Source organism: Senegalia sp. (in: firmicutes), assembly GCF_052088025.1.
Classification (GTDB): Bacteria; Bacillota; Clostridia; order Tissierellales; family SIT17; genus Anaeromonas.
Genome location: NZ_JBQCYD010000013.1, coordinates 37,651 through 58,249 on the forward strand (window position 1 = coordinate 37,651; position 20,599 = coordinate 58,249).

The 20,599-nt window shown below is 29.2% G+C and carries 22 protein-coding genes and 2 riboswitches; of the genes, 3 read left to right on the forward strand and 19 right to left on the reverse strand.

All coding sequences use genetic code 11. The annotated features are described in order from the left end of the window. Nucleotide 1 precedes the first annotated feature (1 nt). The 18 genes from ACTHUW_RS05105 to pfkB all read right to left on the reverse strand — a co-directional run bounded on the left by ACTHUW_RS05105 (nucleotide 2) and on the right by pfkB (nucleotide 16,964). On the reverse strand, nucleotides 2-514 hold the full coding sequence (locus ACTHUW_RS05105) for an ECF transporter S component (RefSeq protein ID WP_442197687.1): 513 nt from the start codon (nucleotides 512-514) through the stop codon (nucleotides 2-4). Then, a complete protein-coding gene (locus tag ACTHUW_RS05110) occupies nucleotides 501-1,868 on the reverse strand; it encodes a cobyrinate a,c-diamide synthase (RefSeq protein WP_442197688.1) in 1,368 nt (455 codons plus the stop codon). Before ACTHUW_RS05110 ends, ACTHUW_RS05105 begins: the two co-directional genes overlap by 14 nt. Before the next feature lie 115 nt (nucleotides 1,869-1,983). After that, nucleotides 1,984-2,161, reverse strand: a riboswitch (cobalamin riboswitch). A gap of 277 nt (nucleotides 2,162-2,438) precedes the next feature. Further along, nucleotides 2,439-2,819, reverse strand: a complete 381-nt coding sequence (locus ACTHUW_RS05115; RefSeq protein WP_442199105.1) for a type II toxin-antitoxin system death-on-curing family toxin — start codon at nucleotides 2,817-2,819, stop codon at nucleotides 2,439-2,441. Continuing rightward, nucleotides 2,816-2,989: a DUF2281 domain-containing protein gene (locus ACTHUW_RS05120; protein ID WP_442197690.1), complete on the reverse strand. Its 174-nt coding sequence runs from the start codon at nucleotides 2,987-2,989 to the stop codon at nucleotides 2,816-2,818. The genes ACTHUW_RS05115 and ACTHUW_RS05120 overlap by 4 nt, the downstream gene beginning before the upstream one ends. A 124-nt stretch (nucleotides 2,990-3,113) precedes the next feature. Further along, the gene (gene cobC, locus ACTHUW_RS05125; RefSeq protein ID WP_442197691.1) at nucleotides 3,114-3,698 is read right to left on the reverse strand and encodes an alpha-ribazole phosphatase; all 585 of its coding nucleotides are present in this window, start codon (nucleotides 3,696-3,698) and stop codon (nucleotides 3,114-3,116) included. Then, nucleotides 3,699-4,424 (reverse strand): adenosylcobinamide-GDP ribazoletransferase, encoded by a 726-nt coding sequence (gene cobS / locus ACTHUW_RS05130; RefSeq protein WP_442197692.1) that lies wholly within the window; start codon nucleotides 4,422-4,424, stop codon nucleotides 3,699-3,701. Then, the gene (gene cobU, locus ACTHUW_RS05135; protein WP_442197693.1) at nucleotides 4,424-4,984 is read right to left on the reverse strand and encodes a bifunctional adenosylcobinamide kinase/adenosylcobinamide-phosphate guanylyltransferase; all 561 of its coding nucleotides are present in this window, start codon (nucleotides 4,982-4,984) and stop codon (nucleotides 4,424-4,426) included. The genes cobS and cobU overlap by 1 nt, the downstream gene beginning before the upstream one ends. Further along, a complete protein-coding gene (locus ACTHUW_RS05140; protein WP_442197694.1) occupies nucleotides 4,985-6,028 on the reverse strand; it encodes a pyridoxal phosphate-dependent aminotransferase in 1,044 nt (347 codons plus the stop codon). Nucleotides 6,029-6,059: 31 nt separating this feature from the next. Then, the gene (locus ACTHUW_RS05145; protein WP_442197695.1) at nucleotides 6,060-7,505 is read right to left on the reverse strand and encodes a TrkH family potassium uptake protein; all 1,446 of its coding nucleotides are present in this window, start codon (nucleotides 7,503-7,505) and stop codon (nucleotides 6,060-6,062) included. After that, complete coding sequence (trkA, locus tag ACTHUW_RS05150) at nucleotides 7,456-8,862, reverse strand: Trk system potassium transporter TrkA (RefSeq protein WP_442197696.1); 1,407 nt, start codon at nucleotides 8,860-8,862, stop codon at nucleotides 7,456-7,458. The genes ACTHUW_RS05145 and trkA overlap by 50 nt, the downstream gene beginning before the upstream one ends. An 86-nt stretch (nucleotides 8,863-8,948) precedes the next feature. Next, nucleotides 8,949-9,902 (reverse strand): adenosylcobinamide-phosphate synthase CbiB, encoded by a 954-nt coding sequence (gene cbiB / locus ACTHUW_RS05155; RefSeq protein WP_442197697.1) that lies wholly within the window; start codon nucleotides 9,900-9,902, stop codon nucleotides 8,949-8,951. A 1-nt stretch (nucleotide 9,903) separates the two neighbouring features. Beyond that, on the reverse strand, nucleotides 9,904-11,346 hold the full coding sequence (locus ACTHUW_RS05160; RefSeq protein ID WP_442197708.1) for a cobyric acid synthase: 1,443 nt from the start codon (nucleotides 11,344-11,346) through the stop codon (nucleotides 9,904-9,906). 35 nt (nucleotides 11,347-11,381) lie between these two features. Beyond that, complete coding sequence (locus tag ACTHUW_RS05165) at nucleotides 11,382-12,176, reverse strand: energy-coupling factor ABC transporter ATP-binding protein (RefSeq protein ID WP_442197698.1); 795 nt, start codon at nucleotides 12,174-12,176, stop codon at nucleotides 11,382-11,384. 8 nt (nucleotides 12,177-12,184) lie between these two features. Further along, nucleotides 12,185-12,865, reverse strand: coding sequence for a cobalt ECF transporter T component CbiQ (gene cbiQ / locus ACTHUW_RS05170; protein ID WP_442197699.1), 681 nt, complete (start codon nucleotides 12,863-12,865; stop codon nucleotides 12,185-12,187). Continuing rightward, nucleotides 12,852-13,130: an energy-coupling factor ABC transporter substrate-binding protein gene (locus tag ACTHUW_RS05175; RefSeq protein ID WP_442197700.1), complete on the reverse strand. Its 279-nt coding sequence runs from the start codon at nucleotides 13,128-13,130 to the stop codon at nucleotides 12,852-12,854. Before ACTHUW_RS05175 ends, cbiQ begins: the two co-directional genes overlap by 14 nt. Beyond that, complete coding sequence (locus ACTHUW_RS05180; protein WP_442197701.1) at nucleotides 13,114-13,842, reverse strand: energy-coupling factor ABC transporter permease; 729 nt, start codon at nucleotides 13,840-13,842, stop codon at nucleotides 13,114-13,116. Before ACTHUW_RS05180 ends, ACTHUW_RS05175 begins: the two co-directional genes overlap by 17 nt. A 109-nt stretch (nucleotides 13,843-13,951) precedes the next feature. After that, nucleotides 13,952-14,128, reverse strand: a riboswitch (cobalamin riboswitch). 21 nt (nucleotides 14,129-14,149) lie between these two features. Further along, on the reverse strand, nucleotides 14,150-16,036 hold the full coding sequence (locus ACTHUW_RS05185) for a PTS fructose transporter subunit IIABC (protein ID WP_442197702.1): 1,887 nt from the start codon (nucleotides 16,034-16,036) through the stop codon (nucleotides 14,150-14,152). Nucleotides 16,037-16,049: 13 nt separating this feature from the next. Continuing rightward, nucleotides 16,050-16,964 (reverse strand): 1-phosphofructokinase, encoded by a 915-nt coding sequence (gene pfkB, locus ACTHUW_RS05190; protein ID WP_442197703.1) that lies wholly within the window; start codon nucleotides 16,962-16,964, stop codon nucleotides 16,050-16,052. Between the two features lie 225 nt (nucleotides 16,965-17,189). On the opposite strand from pfkB, the gene ACTHUW_RS05195 reads away from it, so the two are divergent. Genes ACTHUW_RS05195 through ACTHUW_RS05205 form a run of 3 tightly spaced genes read left to right on the forward strand, consistent with a single transcriptional unit; the run spans nucleotide 17,190 to nucleotide 19,672 of the window. Next, entirely contained in the window at nucleotides 17,190-17,852 is a 663-nt protein-coding gene (locus tag ACTHUW_RS05195; protein ID WP_442212752.1) for a cobalamin B12-binding domain-containing protein, read from the forward strand. Next, nucleotides 17,836-18,990: an ABC transporter permease gene (locus ACTHUW_RS05200; protein WP_442197705.1), complete on the forward strand. Its 1,155-nt coding sequence runs from the start codon at nucleotides 17,836-17,838 to the stop codon at nucleotides 18,988-18,990. Before ACTHUW_RS05195 ends, ACTHUW_RS05200 begins: the two co-directional genes overlap by 17 nt. Beyond that, the gene (locus ACTHUW_RS05205; RefSeq protein ID WP_442197706.1) at nucleotides 18,983-19,672 is read left to right on the forward strand and encodes an ABC transporter ATP-binding protein; all 690 of its coding nucleotides are present in this window, start codon (nucleotides 18,983-18,985) and stop codon (nucleotides 19,670-19,672) included. The genes ACTHUW_RS05200 and ACTHUW_RS05205 overlap by 8 nt, the downstream gene beginning before the upstream one ends. 31 nt (nucleotides 19,673-19,703) lie before the next feature. Here ACTHUW_RS05205 and ACTHUW_RS05210 read toward each other — a convergent pair whose 3' ends face one another. Beyond that, a complete protein-coding gene (locus tag ACTHUW_RS05210) occupies nucleotides 19,704-20,501 on the reverse strand; it encodes a ZIP family metal transporter (protein WP_442197707.1) in 798 nt (265 codons plus the stop codon). Nucleotides 20,502-20,599: the final 98 nt, after the last annotated feature.

The window sequence follows — 20,599 nt, forward strand, 5'->3', positions numbered from 1 at the left end:
ATTATCTCTCTTTCTTTTTTATAGTTTCAAAAAGTACTGAAGCTACTACTATATTTAATATAGATGCAAGCGTTAAAGGAATCACTATAGCAATAAATAATGGCATGCCTGCAAAAGGAAGTGCTAAAAGACTTGCAAATACTCCTGCTATAAAGGCTGAAACAGGACCATTTAGTATTATAGCAACTATATTTGCAAATACTTTAAATCCTTTTGTGTAAATCTTACCAAATATAAAGGCTGTAAATCCCATAAGAATCATAACTTCTAAATGCATAGGTAGTGATAGTGGAAATCCACTTGTTAGTGCACTTAAGAAATGTCCTAAGCTAGCAACTACTGCTCCATATATTGGTCCTAAAAAGATAGAAGCAAAAAAACCTGGCATGCTATCAAGTGCTATAGTTGTCCCTGGATATTTAATCATAGCACCTACAAAGGATAAGGCTATTAATAGTCCTGAATAAGTTAATTTACTTGTAGTGATTTTAGATTGAGTATTAGAATTTGTCATTTTCTTCCCCCTGTATTTTAATTTTTTTTGCAAAATCCAATAAATAATATAAAAAATCTAAATTACTATAAAAATGAATATGAGGATATGCTGCAATAGTATTCTTTTTCCTTATTCCACATTTCCATCTTTTAAATATTTTTTCATTTCGCCTCTTAGAAATATCATACATGTATTCTAAACTACTATTTTCATCAATCATAGAACGATGAAATTCATGTGCTCTTATATTCATACCTTTAAAATCTATTTCTATATATCCAAATCTTTGAAGTCTCTTTGTCATATGACTATCTGTATTAATGAAGCCTACCATTTCGCTTTTATTATTTTCTAGATCACTAATTGAATTTGTAAGATACATTAAGCCCCCGCATTCAGCGTAAGCAGGAAGCCCATTTTCTAGTTTTTCTTTTAAATCTATTCTAAATGATTGATTCTTTTCTAAATCATCTTTAAAAACTTCAGGAAAGCCACCACCTATGTATAGTCCATCTACATGAGGGACCTTTTCATCTTTTAATGGACTTATGGGCACTAAATTAACTCCTAGTTTTTCTAGTAAATCTAAATTATCCCTATAATAAAAATTAAAGGCTTTATCTTTCATTATTCCTATATTTAAATCATATTTCTTTTCTATATTCATTGGACTTTCTACCTTGATATCATCTATTTTTGATATTTCTAATATTTTATCTATATCTATAGTTTTTTCAATGATTTCAGATAGTTTTATAGTCATTTCTTCTAATTCTTCAACTTCTTCTGCTGGAATAAGTCCTAAATGTCTGCTTTTTAATGATACACTTAAATCTTTTGGTAAATAGCCAATACATGGAATCTTGTTTTCTTTTTCAACTATAGTTTTAAGTAATCCAAAATGCATTTCACTTGATACATTGTTTATTATGACTCCTGCTATATTGATTTCTTCATCAAAATTTTTAAATCCAGATATCAAAGCTGCTAAACTAAGTGACATTCCCCTGCCATCAACTACAAGTATTATAGGTATATTTAATATCTTTGCTATATGACTAGAACTTGCCTTGTCTTTTTCTATTCCAAATCCATCATATAGCCCCATTACACCTTCTATTACAGAAATATCCTTAGATTTGCTATTTTTATCAAATAAATATTTTACCTTTTCCTCATCTAATAAGTAACTATCTAAATTATATGAAGAATTTCCTGTTACAAATTCATGAAATTTAGGATCAATATAATCAGGACCTACTTTAAAGGGTGCTACATTTATAGCCCTATTAGTCAACGCTTTCATTATACCCAGGCTTATAGTAGTTTTTCCTACTCCACTATTTGTGCCAGCTATCATTATACCTTTCAAATCATCACCTCTTTTTTTTCACAAAATAAAAATCCCACTTCAAAGTGGGATTGATTTTACAGCTATAAATATATATTTATATTATTTACAATTGAGTGTCCTTCCCACCGAAGGTTTGCTTTTTAAAAATCAGGCAGGTCTCCTGGCTTCCATCGTCCTACTTTCTCTCCTTCCCATTCTATAAGAATAGTGGATATGAGATTTCGTTATGGTTACAGTAGCGGGGGCTGCAGAGGACTTTCATCTCTTTCCCTATTAATCATAAATCATGAACCTAATTTTAATATTCAGTTTTTATTGTTAAACTTATAATATCACTTGTTGAAGGGTATGTAAATAGAAGATGTGTGAATTTTTCATTTGAACTTAACTCCTATCTTACTTTTTTCTTTAATAATAAATATCTTAAGCTTCTTATGCTTTTCAAATTTCGTATATTATCTTATTATAAATTTTGCTTATATATAATATTCTATAAAAGTTTTTAAATACCTTCTTTTATAATAATTAATTTAAATACTAACATATAAATAAAAGATAAAGGAAAAGTAATTACTTTTCCTTTATCTTTTATTCTATATGATTTTTAATCCAATTTAATATACCATTTTCTTTAATATTACCTCTTGCTATTTCCAATCCTAAATTAATCAATTCTTCTTGAGTATATTTAATATCTATTTGATTTATTTTGAGTAAAATAATCATAGTTGATATTCCAATCCTCTTATTTCCATCTATAAATCCATGGTTATTGATTAAACTATAGGTGATGACTGATACCTTTTGAATAAGCTCAGGATATAAATCCTTACCTCCATAAGTAGCAAAAGCTCTGTTTATACTACTTTCAATTAATTTTTTATCTCTTATACCTTTACTTCCACCTGTTTGATTAATAATTTTTTCATGAAATAATATTATATCCTCTATACTTAAAGATTTCATCATTTTGCTAACTCATCAAGAGCTGTTTTATTTTCTTTAATAATATTATCCATAAGATTTTCTAAATCCTCTTGTTCCTTTACTTTTAAAAATTCAACAAAATCAAGAACTTGTTTCTTTCTTGATTCAGGTAATTGTTCAAACTCCTCGATTAATTTATCTGCTAATGTCATATATCTCACCTCATTAATAGATTTTAATTATTATATAATAATTATACCATATAAATATTATATTTAATCTTTATATCCCTATGTTCCACACAAAAAATACCCTTTTAAAAAAAGAGTATTCATACTAATAATTTATTAAATTATTTATTATCCCATAATCATCTACATAACTTATCTCAATCAATGCTCCTTCTGAGATTTTAAAGTGCCATCTATCATCTATATGAAAATCAAGTAGTAGTGTTATTAGTGTTTGAATAACTCCACCATGAGTTATTAGAAGGAAGGTTCCATCTTCTTTTTTCTTTAATTCATTTAAAAATTCTTCTACTCTTTCATATAAGTCACGAAGTGATTCACCTTCAGGTATAGTATAGTTTATATAATCTACTATCCATTTATTCCATGCTTTTTGGTATAGTTTTTGAACTTCCTTATAATTTTTGCTATCAAATATACCAAAATTCATCTCATTTAAACTTTCAATTAGTTCAAAGTCTACATCTAATTTTTTACCAAGTTCTTTGGCTAGTATTTTACATCTATTTAAAGGACTTGTATAAATATGATCTATATCATATTTGAAGTCCTCTAATATCTCATTAAATTGTTTAATCCCTTTCTCAGTGTAGTCTGATTCAGTTTGTCCTATATACAATTTTTCTTTATTTGCAATAGTTTCAGGATGTCTTAAAATTATTAGCTCCATTTAAACCCAACTCCTTAAAATATAAATAAAAAATAAAAATATTGTTTGGCTAATCTCAATGATAAAACCTATAGTATCTCCTGTCATTCCACCTATTTTTTTACATATATATTTTGTTAAATATAGCGATAGTGATATAGTTATAGCTATAGGCAATATTATTTGAAATCCAAAAAATACTGTACTTATAATTGCTAAAAAGATAAGAGCAAAATTAGTTTCCTTCATATTTATGTTATCCATAAATACCTTACCCATCCCATTTTCTCTTGGATAATCACTAATTGATGCTGAAAATATAGCCATAGTTCTACCTATTATAGGTAATAAAAATATATATTTTAAATCTATATAAGAAGTTAAAAGGATGTTTATCATTAATAAAAATACTATTCCTATTACTCCAAATGCTCCTATTCTACTATCTTTCATTATTTCAAGCATTTTGTCCCTATCTCTATTTGAAAAAATACCATCTATTGTATCAGAAAATCCATCTATATGCAGTGCTCCTGTTATCCAAATATAGATAATCCATATCATCAAAGATAATACTGGTCTATGAATAAATCCATCTGAAAATGTAATAAAAAAGAGAATAAATCCAATAATGAGTCCTATTAATGGAAAATATTTTAATCCTTTTTTAAATTTTTCTTCGCTATATTCTATATATGGGACAGGTAATCTTGTAAAGAATGATAATAAAAGTATGAATCCTTTCATTAATCTTCTCCCTTAATCTTCATAGGGAGTCCTGATACTATAAAATATACTTTATCTGCCTTCTCAGCTATATATTGATTTACTCTTCCTGCAATATCACGAAATACACTACCTAATTTATATGAAGGAACAAGTCCCATGCCTACTTCATTGGTCACTAATATAACCTTCTTTTCATCTAATACTTTTAAAAGTTCTTTGATTTCTAAAAATATTTCATTTTCTAAACTATCTATTTCATCCATACTAGTATTGTCAAAATCTATATTTTTTTCTAATATTAAGTTTGTTACCATTATTGTAATACAATCTAATATAATAGTATCAGCTTCTTTAAATTTATTGTTTTCTTTTAAAGAATAAAAATCTTTGTATCTTTCTATAGTATGCCAGGAACTAGGTCGCTCTTTTCTATGCTTTTTTATCCTAGACTTCATTCCTTCATCAAAGGCAATCGCAGTCGCAATATATATTATGTTTTTACCATTTTCTTTTACTATTTTTTCAGCAAAATTACTTTTTCCACTCCTAGCTCCACCAGTTACAAGGGTTAAATCCATCTATTCACCAACTTCATCTAATGATTTTAATGATTCTATTAAAAATATGTTTTCTTCTTGCTTTTTTATAGCTATTCTAAAGTATCTATCATCTAGACCTATAAAGTCCTCACAAGTTCTAATGTATATTCCCTTTTCTAATAAGAAAGATTTTAGATTGTAAGCTTTTATTTGATTTAATTTACATAAAAAAAAGTTTATTTCTGTTTTATACACATGTAGATAAGGTATTTTTTTGAGTTCCTTATATAAAAAATCCCTCTCTACATATAACCAATTTAAAGTTCTATAAAAATATAAATCATCATTTATAACACTACTTACTGAATCAAGTGCCAAACTATTAACAGACCATGGTTCTATATTAGACTTTAGATTATCTATTATTTCTTTCTTAGCTAGTCCATATCCTAGCCTAAGTCCTGGTAGGGCATAGAACTTTGTAAGTGATCTAAGTATAAATATATGATATTTATTTATAAACTCTATAGCAGATTTTTCTTCTAAAAAGTCTATGAATGATTCATCTATAAATAAAAATATGTTTTCTTCTTTTAATATATCTAATAATTCTTTTATAAAATCACTAGAATAAAATATTCCTGTAGGATTGTTTGGATTACAAAGCACAAGGCAATCTATATTCTTTTGATTTAAATGTTCTTTAAGCCTTTTTAAATCTATCATAAAATTATCATCATCTGTTTTGAAGTATTCTATATTAGAATTACTAAGTTTAAAGGCTCTTTCATATTCATTAAAAGTAGGTTGAATTATAGATATGTTTTCAAACTTCATAGTTCTAGAAAATGTATATATGAGTTGTATTGCTCCATTAGCAAGTATTATATTTTCATCATCTATTTTTACTTTTCTAGAAATAATTTTTCTTGCAGTTTCACCATCTATTTCAGGATATTTATCAATATTTTTTAATGAATACTTTAATCTTTCCATTACTCTTTCAGATGGTCCTAAAGGGTTAATATTTATACTAAAATCTATTACAGCTTTATTCCCATAATACCCTCCATGTTTATTCATATACTTCACCTCTAGTTAATATTTTCTAAAACTATATTTCTATTCTCCAGTTTTTAGGTGCAAGTAATGCTATTATAGTAAAAAGTTCTAATCTTCCAAGAAGCATGAAAAATGACAATAATAATTTAGTTATATCACTATAAGCACCAAAGTTTTGTGTTGGACCTACAAAATCAAGTCCTGGTCCTATATTGCTTAATGTTGCAATCACTGAAGTGGATGCACTTATAAGTGATACTCCTTCAAGTGATACTAAAAGGGTTCCAATGATAAATATTATAAAGTATAGTGCAGTAAATGCTGTGATACTGTTTATAGTTGCATCAGAGATTATTTGATTGGAACTTTTAATAGAAAGTACTGCCCTAGGATGAAATATCTTTCCAATTTCTCTTTTTACAAGTTTTATAGATACCAATATTCTTATTACTTTTATGCCTCCAGCTGTAGATCCTGCACTACCTCCCATGAGCATTAGAAATACAAGTATCCCTTTGCTAAATTCAGGCCATAAGTCAAAGTCTGCTGTAGAATAACCTGTAGTAGTTATAAGCGAACTTACCTGGAAAAATGAATCTTTAAATGATGTGAAAGTATCTGCATAGTCAGTAAAATATAAATTGAGTCCTATAGCTAGTACACTAAAAAATATAATTCCTAAATATACTCTTAGTTCTTCATTCTTATAAAATTCACTATACTTACCCTTATAAATAAAATAATAAAGCGAAAAACTTACTCCTGATAAAATCATAAAAACACCTATAACTATGTGTATATAAGTACTTTCATAAAATCCTATACTTAAATTTTTGTTTGAAAATCCACCTGTTCCTACCGTTCCAAATGTGTGTATGAATGAATCATAAAGATTCATTCCTCCAATTTTAAGCATTATTACTTCAAGTACTGTTATAGTAAAGTAAGTTATATAAAGTATTTTAGCAGTATCTTTAATCCTAGGAGCAATTTTACCTGCAACAGGTCCTGGGCTTTCTGCCTTAAATATTTGAAATCCTCCAACTCCAAGTACTGGTAAAAGTGCTACAGTAAATACTAATATACCCATACCACCAATCCAATGGGTAAGAGACCTCCAAAATAATATCCCTTTTGGGAGGGACTCTACTTCTGAAAGTATAGAAGCACCTGTTGTTGTAAATCCTGATATAGTTTCAAATAATGCATCAATATATGAAATATCACTTGAAATATATAGGGGAAGTGCACCAAATATAGATGCTACAATCCAACCAAATGTTACTATAATAAGTCCATCTTTAGCTCCTAATTTACTATTATCAAATTCTCTCATAAAGAGGAAAAACCCTACAATAAGGGTTAATATAATAGTAAGTGAAAAGCCAAATGTATCATTTTCTCCATAATATAAAGACATTATTAGGGAGGGCAGCATCAATATACTTTCAATTATTAGAATACTGCCTAACACTTTTTTTACGACGCCATAATTCACTAAGCTTACCCCCCTTTTCAGGTTTAAAGAACATCTTTAAAGTGGATAAGTCTTTAGAAAGTGAAAATACCACAATTCTATCATATTGTTTCAATACAGATTCACCATTTGGAATAATAACTTCTCCATTCCTTACTATTGCCCCTATTATTACTCCATCGGGTAAATCCATTTGTGACATTGGAATGTTTGTAAATGCAGAATTTTTATCTATTTTTATCTCTGTAACTTCACCATCACCACCAAGTAAGAGGGATACAGAAACTACTTTTCCTCCACGAACTAATTTTAATATATTGCTTGCAGTAATATATATTGGATTTAAGGCTACATCAATACCTAATCTATCCATTATAGTTTCATAATTTGGCTTACTTACCTTTGCTATACATTGATTAACATCTGCTTGTTTTGCCATTAAAGCCATCAAAAGATTTTGCTCATCAAATCCAGTAGCACCTATAAAACAATCCATAGAATCAAGCTTTTCTTCTTCTAATAAATTTATATCTGTACCATCACCTTGTATTACCAAGGTTTTATCTAGTTTTGATGATAACATCTTAGCTTTTTCAGAGTCTTGCTCAATTAAAGTAGTCTTTATATTATATTCAGAAAGATTTTGTGCCAAATAATATCCTATATTTCCTCCACCTAATATCATAACTTTTTTAATTTCATGTAATGATTTATTAAACTTAAAATCTTCACTTAATTTTTGTATATCATTTCTTTCACCAATAACATGAATAATATCATTGTCTTCTAAAGTAGTAGCTCCATTAGGGATTATTAGCTTACCATTTCTAGAAATAGCAGTGATAAGTAATTTTTCAAAGCCTTCAATATCCATTATTCTTTTATTTATTAAATTTTTAGTTTTAGATATGTTAAAATCTAGCATCTGTACCCTACCACTTGCAAAATCATCAGAATAAAACCCATAGCTTCTTAGTAGATATTTTTCAATAGCTAAGGCAGTTTCAAGATCTGGATTTATGATATGATCTATTCCCATCTTACTCTTTATAAAATGAAGTTGTTTGAAGTATTCTGGATTTCTTATTCTTGCTATAGTTTGAGTGCATCCTAATTGTTTAGCTAATGAACAAATAACTGTATTCGTTTCATCACTACTGGTTGCAGCAACCATAAGGTCATAATTTTTTATATTAATTTCTTTTAAAATTTGCATATTAATTCCATTGCCATGTATTGTAAGAACATCTATGTGTTCATTTATCTTGTTTAATACTTCTTCATTTTTATCTATCATAGTAACATTTAAATTTTCTTGAATCATAAATTTAGCTAGCCTGTAACCTAGCTTACCTGCTCCAATTATCAGTACATTCATATTAACACCTCTACATCTTTAAAATATTATAACCTCATTCTAACACATATACATACTAAAACAAGGTAAATATTAAAGTTTGGTGTTTAAATAATATATAACAATATAAAGATAATAAATACTACAAATAAAATCTCCGATATATACATTATATTTATTGTTCTTTTTATATCTTCTATGATAATTTTTCTGTTTTTATCACCTATTGTAGGTTTATATATCTTCTCACCAAAATAAATGTTTTCCCCACCAATTTGTATGTTTAATAAGCCTGCTACAGCTGATTCAGGATAAGCTGCATTTGGACTTTTATGATTTAATCTATCTCTTATAAGGATTTTAAATCCATTTTTCATATCATATTTAAAGCCCCCTAAGATCATAAATACTGCACCTATTCTTGCAGGAATAAAATTTACTAAATCATCTACCTTAGCTGAAAAATATCCTATATCTTTATATTTTTCATTAATATAACCTACCATTGAATCAAGGGTATTTATAGCCTTATATAAAAATACAAATTGAACTGGCATGCCTAGTAAAAATCCTATAAATATATAAAATATTGGTGCCAATACTCCATCAATAGTATTTTCTGCTATTGTCTCTATTGTAGCTCGTGTTATTTCATCTTCTTCTAATTTTTCTGTATCACGTCCAACTAAATATGATATTAAAAGCCTAGCTTTTTTCATATCTTTTTCTTTTAATACCTTATAAATCTTAATACCTTCATCTTTTAAACATTTTGCTGCAAGAGATGTATAAAGTAAATAAATAGTGATTAAGGTTTTAAATATTGGGTGAATTACATTAGCTAAAAAAAGTATCAAGCTAATACTTATAAAAACGGTAGATAATACTAATATCAAAAGTAAGGCCCCACCTTTTTTAAGGTCAGTATTTGATTTTCTAATTCTCTCTTCCACATATGAAATAAGTTTACCTATATAGATAATAGGATGAGGTATATTATAAGGATCACCAAATAAAAAATCTAATATAATAGCTGATAATAGTATAAATACTTCTGTCATTTTAAATTCCTATTATATCTTTTATTTTTTTCATATCTAAGTTTTCTCTTGTCATATCAGCTAACTTATTATACTCATTTTCTTTTATGTCTTTAAAGTTAATATTTTGATCGTTCTTTTTAAGTCCCTTTTTTTCTATAAGCTCATCTATTAAATTTCTTCTAAAATTATCATTTTCAAATATACCATGCAGATAAGTTCCATATACTGTGCCTTTTTCATTTATAGCACCATCAAGCTTGCCATTTTCTAGCTCTATAAAAGGCTTACAATCAAATCTTTCAGTTTTTCCCATGTGAATTTCATATCCACTTACCCTTTCACCACTCAGAATTCCTTCTACTCTTAAAGTATCTTTTACTTCATTTATAATAGTCTTCGTTTTAAGAAGTCCTAGGCCATTTATTCTATCCATATTAGATTCAATATGCTTAGGATCAGCAATTTCTTCTCCTAACATTTGGTATCCACCACATATGCCCATTATAGGAATATCTTCCTTGTGCTTTTTATAAATTAACTTATCTAGGTCACTTTGTATGATATATTCCATATCCTTTATGGTGTTCTTACTTCCTGGAATAATTAGAAAATCTATATTGTCAAAGTCTTCTTTTTTTGTTATATATCTTACACTTACTCGACTTTCCATCTCTAAGGGCGTAAAGTCACTGAAATTTGATACAAATGGGAGCTTGATGACCCCTATATTTATATCATTTTCTTTTTTGTTTGAAAATCTAGTAGATATACTATCTTCATCATCAATATTTAATTGTGTATAAGGTAATACTCCAAGACAAGGAATATTTATTTTTTTTTCTAACATTTTTATCCCGGGATTTAATATTTCGATATCGCCTCTAAACTTATTTATTATAAATCCTTTTATTCGAGCTTTCTCTTCAGGCTCCATTAGCATTATAGTTCCATAAATACTTGCAAAAACTCCGCCTCTTTCAATATCACCTACAATTATCACAGGGCTATCTACCATCTCAGCTAATCCCATATTTACAATATCATTTTCACGTAAATTTATTTCAGCAGGGCTTCCTGCTCCTTCTATAGTGATTATATCAAATTTATCATCTAATTCATTATATGCATTTTTAACTGTTTCCTTTATATGGGGTACTTCTTTTCTATATTCAGCTGCTGTTAAAGTTTTGTGAACCCTACCCATAACTATAACTTGGCTACCTATATCAGATGTAGGTTTAAGTAGTATGGGATTCATAGAAACTTCTGGCTCTATTCCTGCTGCTTCAGCTTGTACCACTTGAGCTCTACCCATTTCTTCGCCCTTTTTGGTTACATATGAATTTAAAGCCATGTTTTGAGATTTAAATGGACATACACTATATCCATCTTCTTTAAATATTCTGCAAAGTGCAGCTGTAATTATACTCTTACCTACAGAAGATCCTGTGCCTTGTATCATTATATTTTTCGCCAAAAATATCACCCTCTTCTAACTTATTTTTTAAATTCATAAAATTCTTTTTCATTTTTAAATAAAGGGGTCTCTAAATTTTTATAAATCTTAACAAGCCAAGGCTCCTTTAAATTAGCTCTTTTTAATGTATCATCATTTAAGAATATTTCACTTGGAATACCTTCATCTATAATCTCACCTTTATTTAATACATATACATAATCACAATATTCATATATAAAATCCATATCATGACTGGAAACTACTGTTTTTTTGCCCTTTTCTACGATGTCATTCATAGTATTTAACATGTTTTCTGACATCTTAGGATCAAGCCCTGCAAGGGGTTCATCAAAAAAAATCATCTTACAATCTAGTGCTAAAACTCCTGCTATTGCAACTCTCTTTTTTTCTCCATGACTTAGAAAATGAACTGGTTTATCTTTAAATTCTTCTATATTAAGTAATTTAATTACATCATCAACTTTTCTTTTAATAATATCTTCATCATATTTTAAATTTCTAAGTGCAAATGCTATATCATCATAAGTATTAGAATAAAATATCTGTTTATCTGCTTCTTGAAAAACTATACCAACTTCTTTTCTTAAACTTCTAAGAAATTTTTTGTTATACTTTATTTTTTGATCATTAAAGAGCACTTGACCTTTTCTGGGTTTTAAATACCCTATTAAATTTAAAAAAAGGGTAGTTTTTCCTGCTCCATTGCTACCAACTATCCCTATCTTATCTCCATTATTTAAATCTATATTTATATTTTTTAATGCTACTTTTCCATCTTCATAATTATAATTTAAATCCATTGTCTTTAACATATATTCACCTACATATAAAATTGACTGTCATAATTCTTGCTTTCAAGGGAAATTATCATTTCTTCATACCTTTTAATCATTCTCACAATAAGCACCCTTAAAAGCAATCCCAAAGAATTAAAACTATTTTTAATATTGCTATATCCAAATTTTAAATCTTGAGCTCTATAAATTAAAGATATTTCTTCTAAGAGTATAAATATAAATCTATAAGTTAGCATTGTAAGTTCAATTAATAACATGGGTACCTTATATTTTAATAATAGTTTGATTAAGTTATTAAAAGGAGTAGTTAATATCAAAAAATAACTACAAGATATAGCAGATAAGGCTCTAGTAGTAAGAGTGATAGCTTTAAGTAAGCTATCTTCTCTTATCACTATAAAAAAATTAGAAATTTTAATGCTAAATAAACTATTTATATCAGTGTCTGAGATAATAAATATAAAGGCTAGCAAGCTTAAAAGTATGAAACTAATTGGTAGTAGATATATTTTAAGATAAGCTTTTAAGGGTACTTTAGCAAAGCCTACTATAATAAAGCCCATAATAAAAAATATAGTTACATGTATATAGGTATTAGACATAAATAGTGCTATGGATATCATGATCATAAAAAACCACAGTTTTATATGATCATTAAAGTATCTTAGTTTATTTATATAAGCATATTTATCAATTGCTAGCATTTTTGGTCTTACCCTTCATGTAACCTAAGAAGTAAGCTATTATACCTGTCCCTACAGCACCTTGTAATGTGAATATGAGTGTTTCAGTTTCGCCCCCTGGTGGCTCCCAAAGAGGGCTAAACCATGGAGTATAACTTTCAGGAATGGCTTCTTCAGCTAAAGAGTCACTTCCTGCAAATTCAGAGTCTTTTATCACAAGTACGGGTAGTGCTACAATTATTAAAACTATGAGTAAAAGTAATAGATTTTTATATTTGGTTTTCATGTGCTAAAACTCCTTCCTTCCTATACTCAGATATTAAATTGTATAAAATAACACTAAGTATTCCTTCAGCTATTGCAAGGGGTATTTGTGTTATTGCAAATATAGATAAAAACTTAACTAATAACTGCATAAAACTTTCACTTGCTCCTGCATGTGCTATTGAAAGCTGAAGGGCTGTAACCATATAAGTAATCAAATTTCCAAGTGCAGCTGCTAAAAATATAGAAAAACCTTTGCTAGCACCTGACTTCTGAGTTAATTTATAAATCCCAAATGCTACAAATGGTCCTGCTATGGCCATAGAAAAAGTGTTTGCTCCAAGTGTAGTTATTCCCCCATGGGCAAGTAACAAGGCTTGGAAAAGTAATACTATTACCCCTATAACGCTCATTGGTGTTGGTCCTAAAAGCACTGCTCCAAGTCCTATGCCTGTAGGGTGAGATGAACTTCCTGTTACTGATGGCAATTTTAAGGCTGATAGAACAAAAACAAATGCTGCCATAAGTCCTATTATTATCTTCTTGTTTGGATCTTTTTTTACCATTTTAGAAATCTTTCTAAAACCTATGATTACAAATGGTAAACTTACAATTGTCCAAAATACCGACCAAAAAGGACTTAAATATCCTTCCATAATATGCATAGCATTCGCATATCTTGGCAGAAACATTAAAACTAAAGCTGCTGCTAAAACTAAATACTTCTTTTTCAAATGTATCCCCTCCGAATATTTTATAAAATAAAAATCCTACCACGGAGGTAGGATTAAATTTATAGCTATAAAATATTCTTATTAGCTAGTTTCTCCTTCCCTCCGAAGTTTAACTTAGTAAAATCAGGCAGGTCTCCTGGCTTCCATCATCCTACTTTCTCTCCTTCCCATTCTAATGAACAGTGGATATGAGATTTCGTTATGGTTACAGTAGCGGGGGCTGCAGAGGATTCTAACCTCTTTCCCTATTAATCATAAATCATGAACCTAATTTTAATATTCAATTTTTATTCTTATATTTATAATATCATTCTATCTCTTCTAATTCAACTGGTTTCTTTAATAATTTTAATAATATTGCTGTAGCTATAGATCCTGCTAGTATTGCTACTATATATAATAGCCAATTTGTAACTACAGGGAATACAAATACTCCCCCATGTGGTGCGGGTGAAGATGCTCCAAATATTGCTGATAATCCTCCTGCTATTGCTGAACCTACTATTACTGAAGGAATTACAGATTTTGGATCTGCCGCTGCAAAAGGTATTGCACCTTCTGTTATGAAAGATAATCCCATTACATAATTAGTTTTACCAGCATCTCTTTCTTTTAAAGTAAATCTATCTTTAAATAATGTAGTAGCAAGTGCTATTCCAAGTGGAGGCACCATTCCACCAGCCATAACTGATGCCATTATTTCTCCATTTCCTGATGCAACTGAAGCTACACCAAAAACATATGCTGCCTTGTTTACTGGTCCACCCATGTCTACTGCCATCATTCCACCAAGTACTAATCCTAATAATAAACTATTTGTTCCTCCAAGACTAGACAACCAATCGTTTAATCCAGTGTTGAGCCATTCTACTGGTGGTACTATAAGAAAGGTCATAATAGCTCCTACTATCAGTATTCCAAATAAAGGGAATAATAATACAGGCTTTATTCCTTCAAGTGATTTTGGTAAATAAGAAAATAATTTTCTAAGTGCCCTTATTACATATCCTGCTAAAAACCCTGCTACAAGTGCGCCTAAAAATCCTGCATTTCCATCTGCTGCAAGTGCTCCACCTACAAAACCTGGTGCTAGAGCTGGCCTATCCCCAATTGAACTTGCAATGTAACCTGCAAGTATTGGTAATATAAATCCAAAAGCTGTTCCACCTAATGTGTTAAAAAATGCAGCAATTTCATTGCCAGAACCATAATCTCCTGCTCCTGCATTGTTAAAATCAAATAAAAATGCTAGGGCTATAAGTATTCCTCCACCTACTACAAAGGGTAGCATGTTTGATACACCATTCATCAGATTTCTATATATTCCTTTTCCTACTCCACCGCCTTCAGTAGTTGATGATTGTGATTTACCTTTTGTCTTATACACTTTTCCATCCTCAACTAATCCTCTTTCTATAAGAGCACCAGGTTGCTTTATTGCATCTGATACTGGTGTTTGAATAACTATTTTTCCATCAAATCTATCCATCTCTACTTTTGTATCTGCTGATACTATTATAGCTTTTGCATTCCTTATGTCTTCATCTGTTAATCTGTTTTCTACTCCAGTTGATCCATTTGTTTCTACCTTTATATCTACATTCATTTTTTCAGCCTTAGCTTTTAGTGCATCTGCTGCCATATAAGTATGAGCTATGCCTGTAGGACAAGCTGTAACTGCAAGTAATCTTTCTCTTTTTTGTTCTACTTTAGGATTTTCTTCTTCTAATCCTTCTTTTTCTATTTGTTTTTTATCTATTATATCTAATATTTCTTCTTTACTTTCAGCAAGTAATAACTCTTTTCTAAAGTTTTCATCCATCAAAAATGTAGATAGTTTTTGTAGTGTTTTTAAATGATCAGTATGTGCACCTTCACTTGCTGCTATCATAAAGAATAAAAATGTAGGTTCTCCATCTAATGAATCAAAATCAATACCATCTTTACTTCTTGCAAATGCTATTGAAGGAGTATTTACTGCTTTTGTTTTAGCATGTGGTATTGCAATACCTTCACCTATTCCTGTAGTTCCTTCTGATTCTCTTTTTAATATTTCTTTTTTAAATTCTGCCTTGTCATTAAGTCTACCTGCTTCATCTAATTTATCTATTAGTTCATTTATTACGTCTTCCTTTTTTGTATTTTCTAAATCTAATATAATAGTATCTTTTTTAATTAATTCAGTAATTTTCATATTTTCACATCCTTCACTTTAATCTTTCAATATTCACTCTTTCAAGTAGTTCTTGAACCTCTTCTTTTTTTGCTAGGTCTGTGGAAAAGGCTGTTGCACTAGCTGCTGCTACTGCCCATCTAAATGAATTTAGAACATCTTTAGTCTTTGTATAACTGGATAAAAACCCTGCTATCATTGAATCTCCTGCTCCTACTGAATTTTTAAGACTCCCTTTTATTGGCTTTGCAAAATAAATCTCTGAATCTGTAAGAAGTATGGCACCATCACCTCCCATTGAAACTATTACATTTTGCGCTCCTCTTTCTAGCAATTTTTTTCCATATTTTATGATTTCATCATTACCCTTTATCTCCACATTAAATATTTCTTCTAATTCAGCTATATTTGGTTTTATCAAAAATGGCTTATTAGACAATGTCTTTTTAAGTGCTTCACCCGTTGTATCTACTATTATATGGATATCTTTTTCCTTTAATCTTTCTTGCAAATCAAAATACATATCACGTCTAAGTGATGATTGAATATTTCCTGCTAGTATTAAAAAATCTCCATCTTCTAAATCATCAATCTTTTCATAAAACTCATCTAGTTTTTCTTTGGATATCTCAGGACCAGATGCATTTATCTCAGTTTCAATATCACTCTTTAATTTAACATTTATTCTAGTAAATTCATCTAAGTGTATGAAATCTGTTTTTATTTCATCTTTAGATAGATAATCTTCTAAATATTTACCAGTAAATCCACCTACAAAACCTAATGCTGTACTTTTTACTTCCAAATTATTGAGTACTCTTGATATATTTATACCCTTACCACCAGGATAAATATAAGTATTTTTTGATCTGTTCGTCTCACCAAAGTTTATTTGATCTATTTCTATTGCATAATCTATTGCTGGATTAAAAGTTACTGTATAAATCATTATTTAACCTCTCCTATCTCTGTATATTTACTATATTATTTTCCAAAAAAGCATTGCTTTAGACATCTACTTTAATCAATATTCTTATATAAATGATACCACTATTTACATAAAGAAAACATTTATATGATTTTTATATGCAAAGCGTGATATTTATAGCTTTTTTGTGGTATTATTATATTATAGCTTTTATTTTTTACCACATAATGTGATGGAGGTTTTTTTATGAATGATTTTTATAATAATTTTTTAACTTATCTAGAAATGGAAAATAGGGAAAAGGCTTTGAATTATGTTTTAGAAAAGATTAAAAATAAGGAAATTGATATCGTTTCCTTATATACAAAGATTTTATCTCCTACATTATATGAAGTTAATTTTTGGGAAGATGAATCTTATCATGTATGGAAGGAACATGTTAGAAGTTCTATCATAAGAACTATTATAGAAAATTGCTATCCTTATGTTATAAAGGAAAGGGATAATAAGTATAATATAAAACATAATAAAAGAGTAGCTGTAATTTGTCCTAAAGAAGAACAACATGAATTAGGTGCAAGGATGGTTACAGATTTTTTCATATTAGCTGGATACGATTCCATATTTGTAGGGGCTAATACTCCAACTAGTGAATTTATATCAGCTCTAAAAAAAATAGAATTAGATTATATTGCCATATCTGTTTCTAATTATTATAATTTAGTAGATACACATAGGGCAATTCAAAAAATAAAAAGTATAGATGAAAATATAAAAATCCTGGTAGGGGGAAATGCTTTTAAAAACAAAAAAGATTCATATAAAGATATGGGTGCAGATATGTATTTAAATAATTTTTCTGACATCTTAAGTTTAGGAGAGGAAGATTCACATGAAATTAGCATTTAAAATAGCAGTAAGATTTTTAAAATCAAATAAAGGTCAAACTGTACTTATAGCTCTTGGCATTGCGGTTGGAGTATCAGTACAAATATTTATAGGTTCACTTATACAAGGACTTCAAAGAGATCTTGTAGATACTACAATAGGTAATTCATCACAAATTACAATAAAATCAGAATCAAATGACACGCAGATAACAGATTATAAGGAAAAATTAAAAACCATAAAAAATACTGATGATAGAATAAATAACATATCTGTATCAGCAGATGGTCCTGCTTTAACTACTGATGATGATGAAAATTATTCACTTCTTATAAGAGGATTAAATATTGATAATGCTGATAATATATATGATATTAAGGATAGAATATATGAAGGCAAAAAGCCTCAAAGTGAAGGTGAGGCTTTAATAGGTAAGTCTTTAAAAGAAGACTTGAATTTAAGTTTAGGAGATAATATCAATATAGTTACTAATTCTGGAAAAACTAAAGATATGAAAATAAGTGGTTTTTTTGATTTAGGTGTGGCATCTATTAATGATTCATGGATGATAACCACAGTTGAAACTTCTCAAAATTTATTTGATTATGATAATAGCGTTACTAGCATAGAAATGCAAGTAGATGAAGTATTTGAAGCAGATGTTATTGCTAGTAAAATAGAAGATAATTTAAAAGGTGTAAATATAACAAATTGGAAGGCTCAAAATGAACAGCTTTTAAGTGGATTAAATGGTCAATCTGTTTCAAGCATTATGATACAAGTTTTTGTTATGATATCAGTGGTACTTGGTATAGCCTCTGTTCTTGCTATAACTGTACTTCAAAAATCTAAACAACTTGGTATACTTAAAGCTATGGGTATAAAAGATAAAACAGCATCTTTAATATTTTTATTTGAAGGATTAATTCTTGGTGTAATGGGGGCAATCCTTGGTGTTGCTTTAGGACTTTTAATAAGTTTTGCATTTACAAAATTTGCTCTTAATCCAGATGGAAGTCCTGTTATTGCCTTATATATTGATCCAGTCTTTATAACAGTTTCAACTTTTATAGCAATAGCAGCAGCTCTTCTAGCATCATTTATACCAGCTAGGCGTTCTTCAAAACTAAGTCCAATAGAGGTGATTAGAAATGGGTGATAGTATTTTAAGACTCGAAAATATAGATAAGATTTATGGTGAAAAAATCAAGACAAAGGTATTACATGATATAAACTTAGAATTTAATAAAGGTACATTTAATTCAATAATAGGAGCTTCAGGTAGTGGAAAGTCTACCCTTTTAAATATATTAGGTACTCTTGATAAACCAACAAATGGAAAGATATTCATTGATGGAAAGAGAACTGATAATATGAAGAAAAATGAAATAGCAAAGTTAAGAAATGAAACATTAGGATTTATATTTCAATTTCATTATCTTTTACCTGAATTTACAGCTATTGAAAATGTACTAATGCCCTATAGAATAAGTGGTAAAAAAGTTACAAAGGAAGTTAGAAAAAGAGCAGAAGATTTGATTGAGTTTGTGGGATTAACTAAGGTTAAAGATAACCTAGCTACTGATATGTCTGGAGGACAACAACAAAGAACAGCCGTTGCAAGGTCCCTTATAAATAAGCCTAAAATACTCCTTGCAGATGAGCCTACAGGGAATTTAGATTCTGAATCAACAGAAAAAGTATATTCGCTTTTAAGAGATATTAGTAAAGAGATGAATACAACTTTTATAGTTATAACACATGATAAAAAAATTGCAGAAAGAACAGATAGAATCATAGAATTAAAAGATGGAAAAATAAATATGGATGAAAGTAAATAAAAGACGCATATGCGTCTTTTATTTCTTTTAATTAACCTAATGCAACATCTAAGGACATCATGACAGCAAAACCAAGCATAACTCCTATTGTTGCTACATCAGTATGTGATTCTTGTTGGGCTTCTGGAATAAGCTCTTCTACTACAACATATATCATAGCACCTGCTGCAAAGGCTAATGCATAAGGTAGTATTGGTCTCATAACAAGTACTAGCGCTGCTCCTAAAACTCCTGCTATAGGCTCAACTACTCCTGATGCTTGACCATACATGAAACTTTTACCTCTTGATAAACCTTCTCTCCTTAAAGGAACTGATACTGCTGCACCTTCTGGAAAGTTTTGTATACCTATACCTATTGCAAGAGCTATTGCACCTGCTACTGACGCTGATTCTAAACCAGCTGCAGCTGCACCAAAAGCAACTCCTACAGCTAGTCCTTCAGGTATATTATGTAGGGTTACTGCAAAAACTAAGAGTATACTTCTCTCCCAACTTGTTTTGATTCCTTCAGCATGTTCTCGAGGTTCACCTAAATGAAGATGAGGGAGTAATTTATCCACTACCCATAAAAATGCTCCTCCAGCTAAAAATCCAATTACTGCTGGTATAAATGATCCACCTGACATTTCTATGGCGGGAGCAAGTAAAGACCAAAAACTTGCAGCTATCATAACACCTGCTGCAAAGCCTAGCATCCCATTTAAAACATTTCTGTTTATTGTCTTAAAGAAAAAAACAAGTGATGCACCAAGTGCTGTAACACCCCATGTAAATAATGTTGCGAGTAATGCTTGAACTATAGGGTTTAAATCTAAAAACCAATTCATAATATCTCTCCTTTATTTATACACTTATATTATATTCTTTAACTTGGTCCTCTGTCAAGAAAAAGGACAAATTAAACGTAATAAAACTATCTTCTGCT

Excerpts from the sequence above, each read along its gene's own strand:
- ACTHUW_RS05105 (WP_442197687.1), bottom strand. The coding sequence starts at position 514 with ATGACAAATTCTAATACTCAATCTAAAATCACTACAAGTAAATTAACT.
- ACTHUW_RS05115 (WP_442199105.1), bottom strand. The coding sequence starts at position 2,819 with ATGATGAAATCTTTAAGTATAGAGGATATAATATTATTTCATGAAAAA.
- ACTHUW_RS05120 (WP_442197690.1), bottom strand. The coding sequence starts at position 2,989 with ATGACATTAGCAGATAAATTAATCGAGGAGTTTGAACAATTACCTGAA.
- cobC (WP_442197691.1), bottom strand. The coding sequence starts at position 3,698 with ATGGAGCTAATAATTTTAAGACATCCTGAAACTATTGCAAATAAAGAA.
- cobS (WP_442197692.1), bottom strand. The coding sequence starts at position 4,424 with ATGAAAGGATTCATACTTTTATTATCATTCTTTACAAGATTACCTGTC.
- cobU (WP_442197693.1), bottom strand. The coding sequence starts at position 4,984 with ATGGATTTAACCCTTGTAACTGGTGGAGCTAGGAGTGGAAAAAGTAAT.
- ACTHUW_RS05140 (WP_442197694.1), bottom strand. The coding sequence starts at position 6,028 with ATGAATAAACATGGAGGGTATTATGGGAATAAAGCTGTAATAGATTTT.
- trkA (WP_442197696.1), bottom strand. The coding sequence starts at position 8,862 with ATGAATGTACTGATAATTGGAGCAGGTAAGCTAGGTTACAGGCTAGCT.
- cbiB (WP_442197697.1), bottom strand. The coding sequence starts at position 9,902 with ATGACAGAAGTATTTATACTATTATCAGCTATTATATTAGATTTTTTA.
- ACTHUW_RS05160 (WP_442197708.1), bottom strand. The coding sequence starts at position 11,346 with ATGATACAAGGCACAGGATCTTCTGTAGGTAAGAGTATAATTACAGCT.
- ACTHUW_RS05165 (WP_442197698.1), bottom strand. The coding sequence starts at position 12,176 with ATGTTAAAGACAATGGATTTAAATTATAATTATGAAGATGGAAAAGTA.
- cbiQ (WP_442197699.1), bottom strand. The coding sequence starts at position 12,865 with ATGCTAGCAATTGATAAATATGCTTATATAAATAAACTAAGATACTTT.
- ACTHUW_RS05175 (WP_442197700.1), bottom strand. The coding sequence starts at position 13,130 with ATGAAAACCAAATATAAAAATCTATTACTTTTACTCATAGTTTTAATA.
- ACTHUW_RS05185 (WP_442197702.1), bottom strand. The coding sequence starts at position 16,036 with ATGAAAATTACTGAATTAATTAAAAAAGATACTATTATATTAGATTTA.
- pfkB (WP_442197703.1), bottom strand. The coding sequence starts at position 16,964 with ATGATTTATACAGTAACTTTTAATCCAGCAATAGATTATGCAATAGAA.
- ACTHUW_RS05195 (WP_442212752.1), top strand. The coding sequence starts at position 17,190 with ATGAATGATTTTTATAATAATTTTTTAACTTATCTAGAAATGGAAAAT.
- ACTHUW_RS05200 (WP_442197705.1), top strand. The coding sequence starts at position 17,836 with ATGAAATTAGCATTTAAAATAGCAGTAAGATTTTTAAAATCAAATAAA.
- ACTHUW_RS05205 (WP_442197706.1), top strand. The coding sequence starts at position 18,983 with ATGGGTGATAGTATTTTAAGACTCGAAAATATAGATAAGATTTATGGT.
- ACTHUW_RS05210 (WP_442197707.1), bottom strand. The coding sequence starts at position 20,501 with ATGAATTGGTTTTTAGATTTAAACCCTATAGTTCAAGCATTACTCGCA.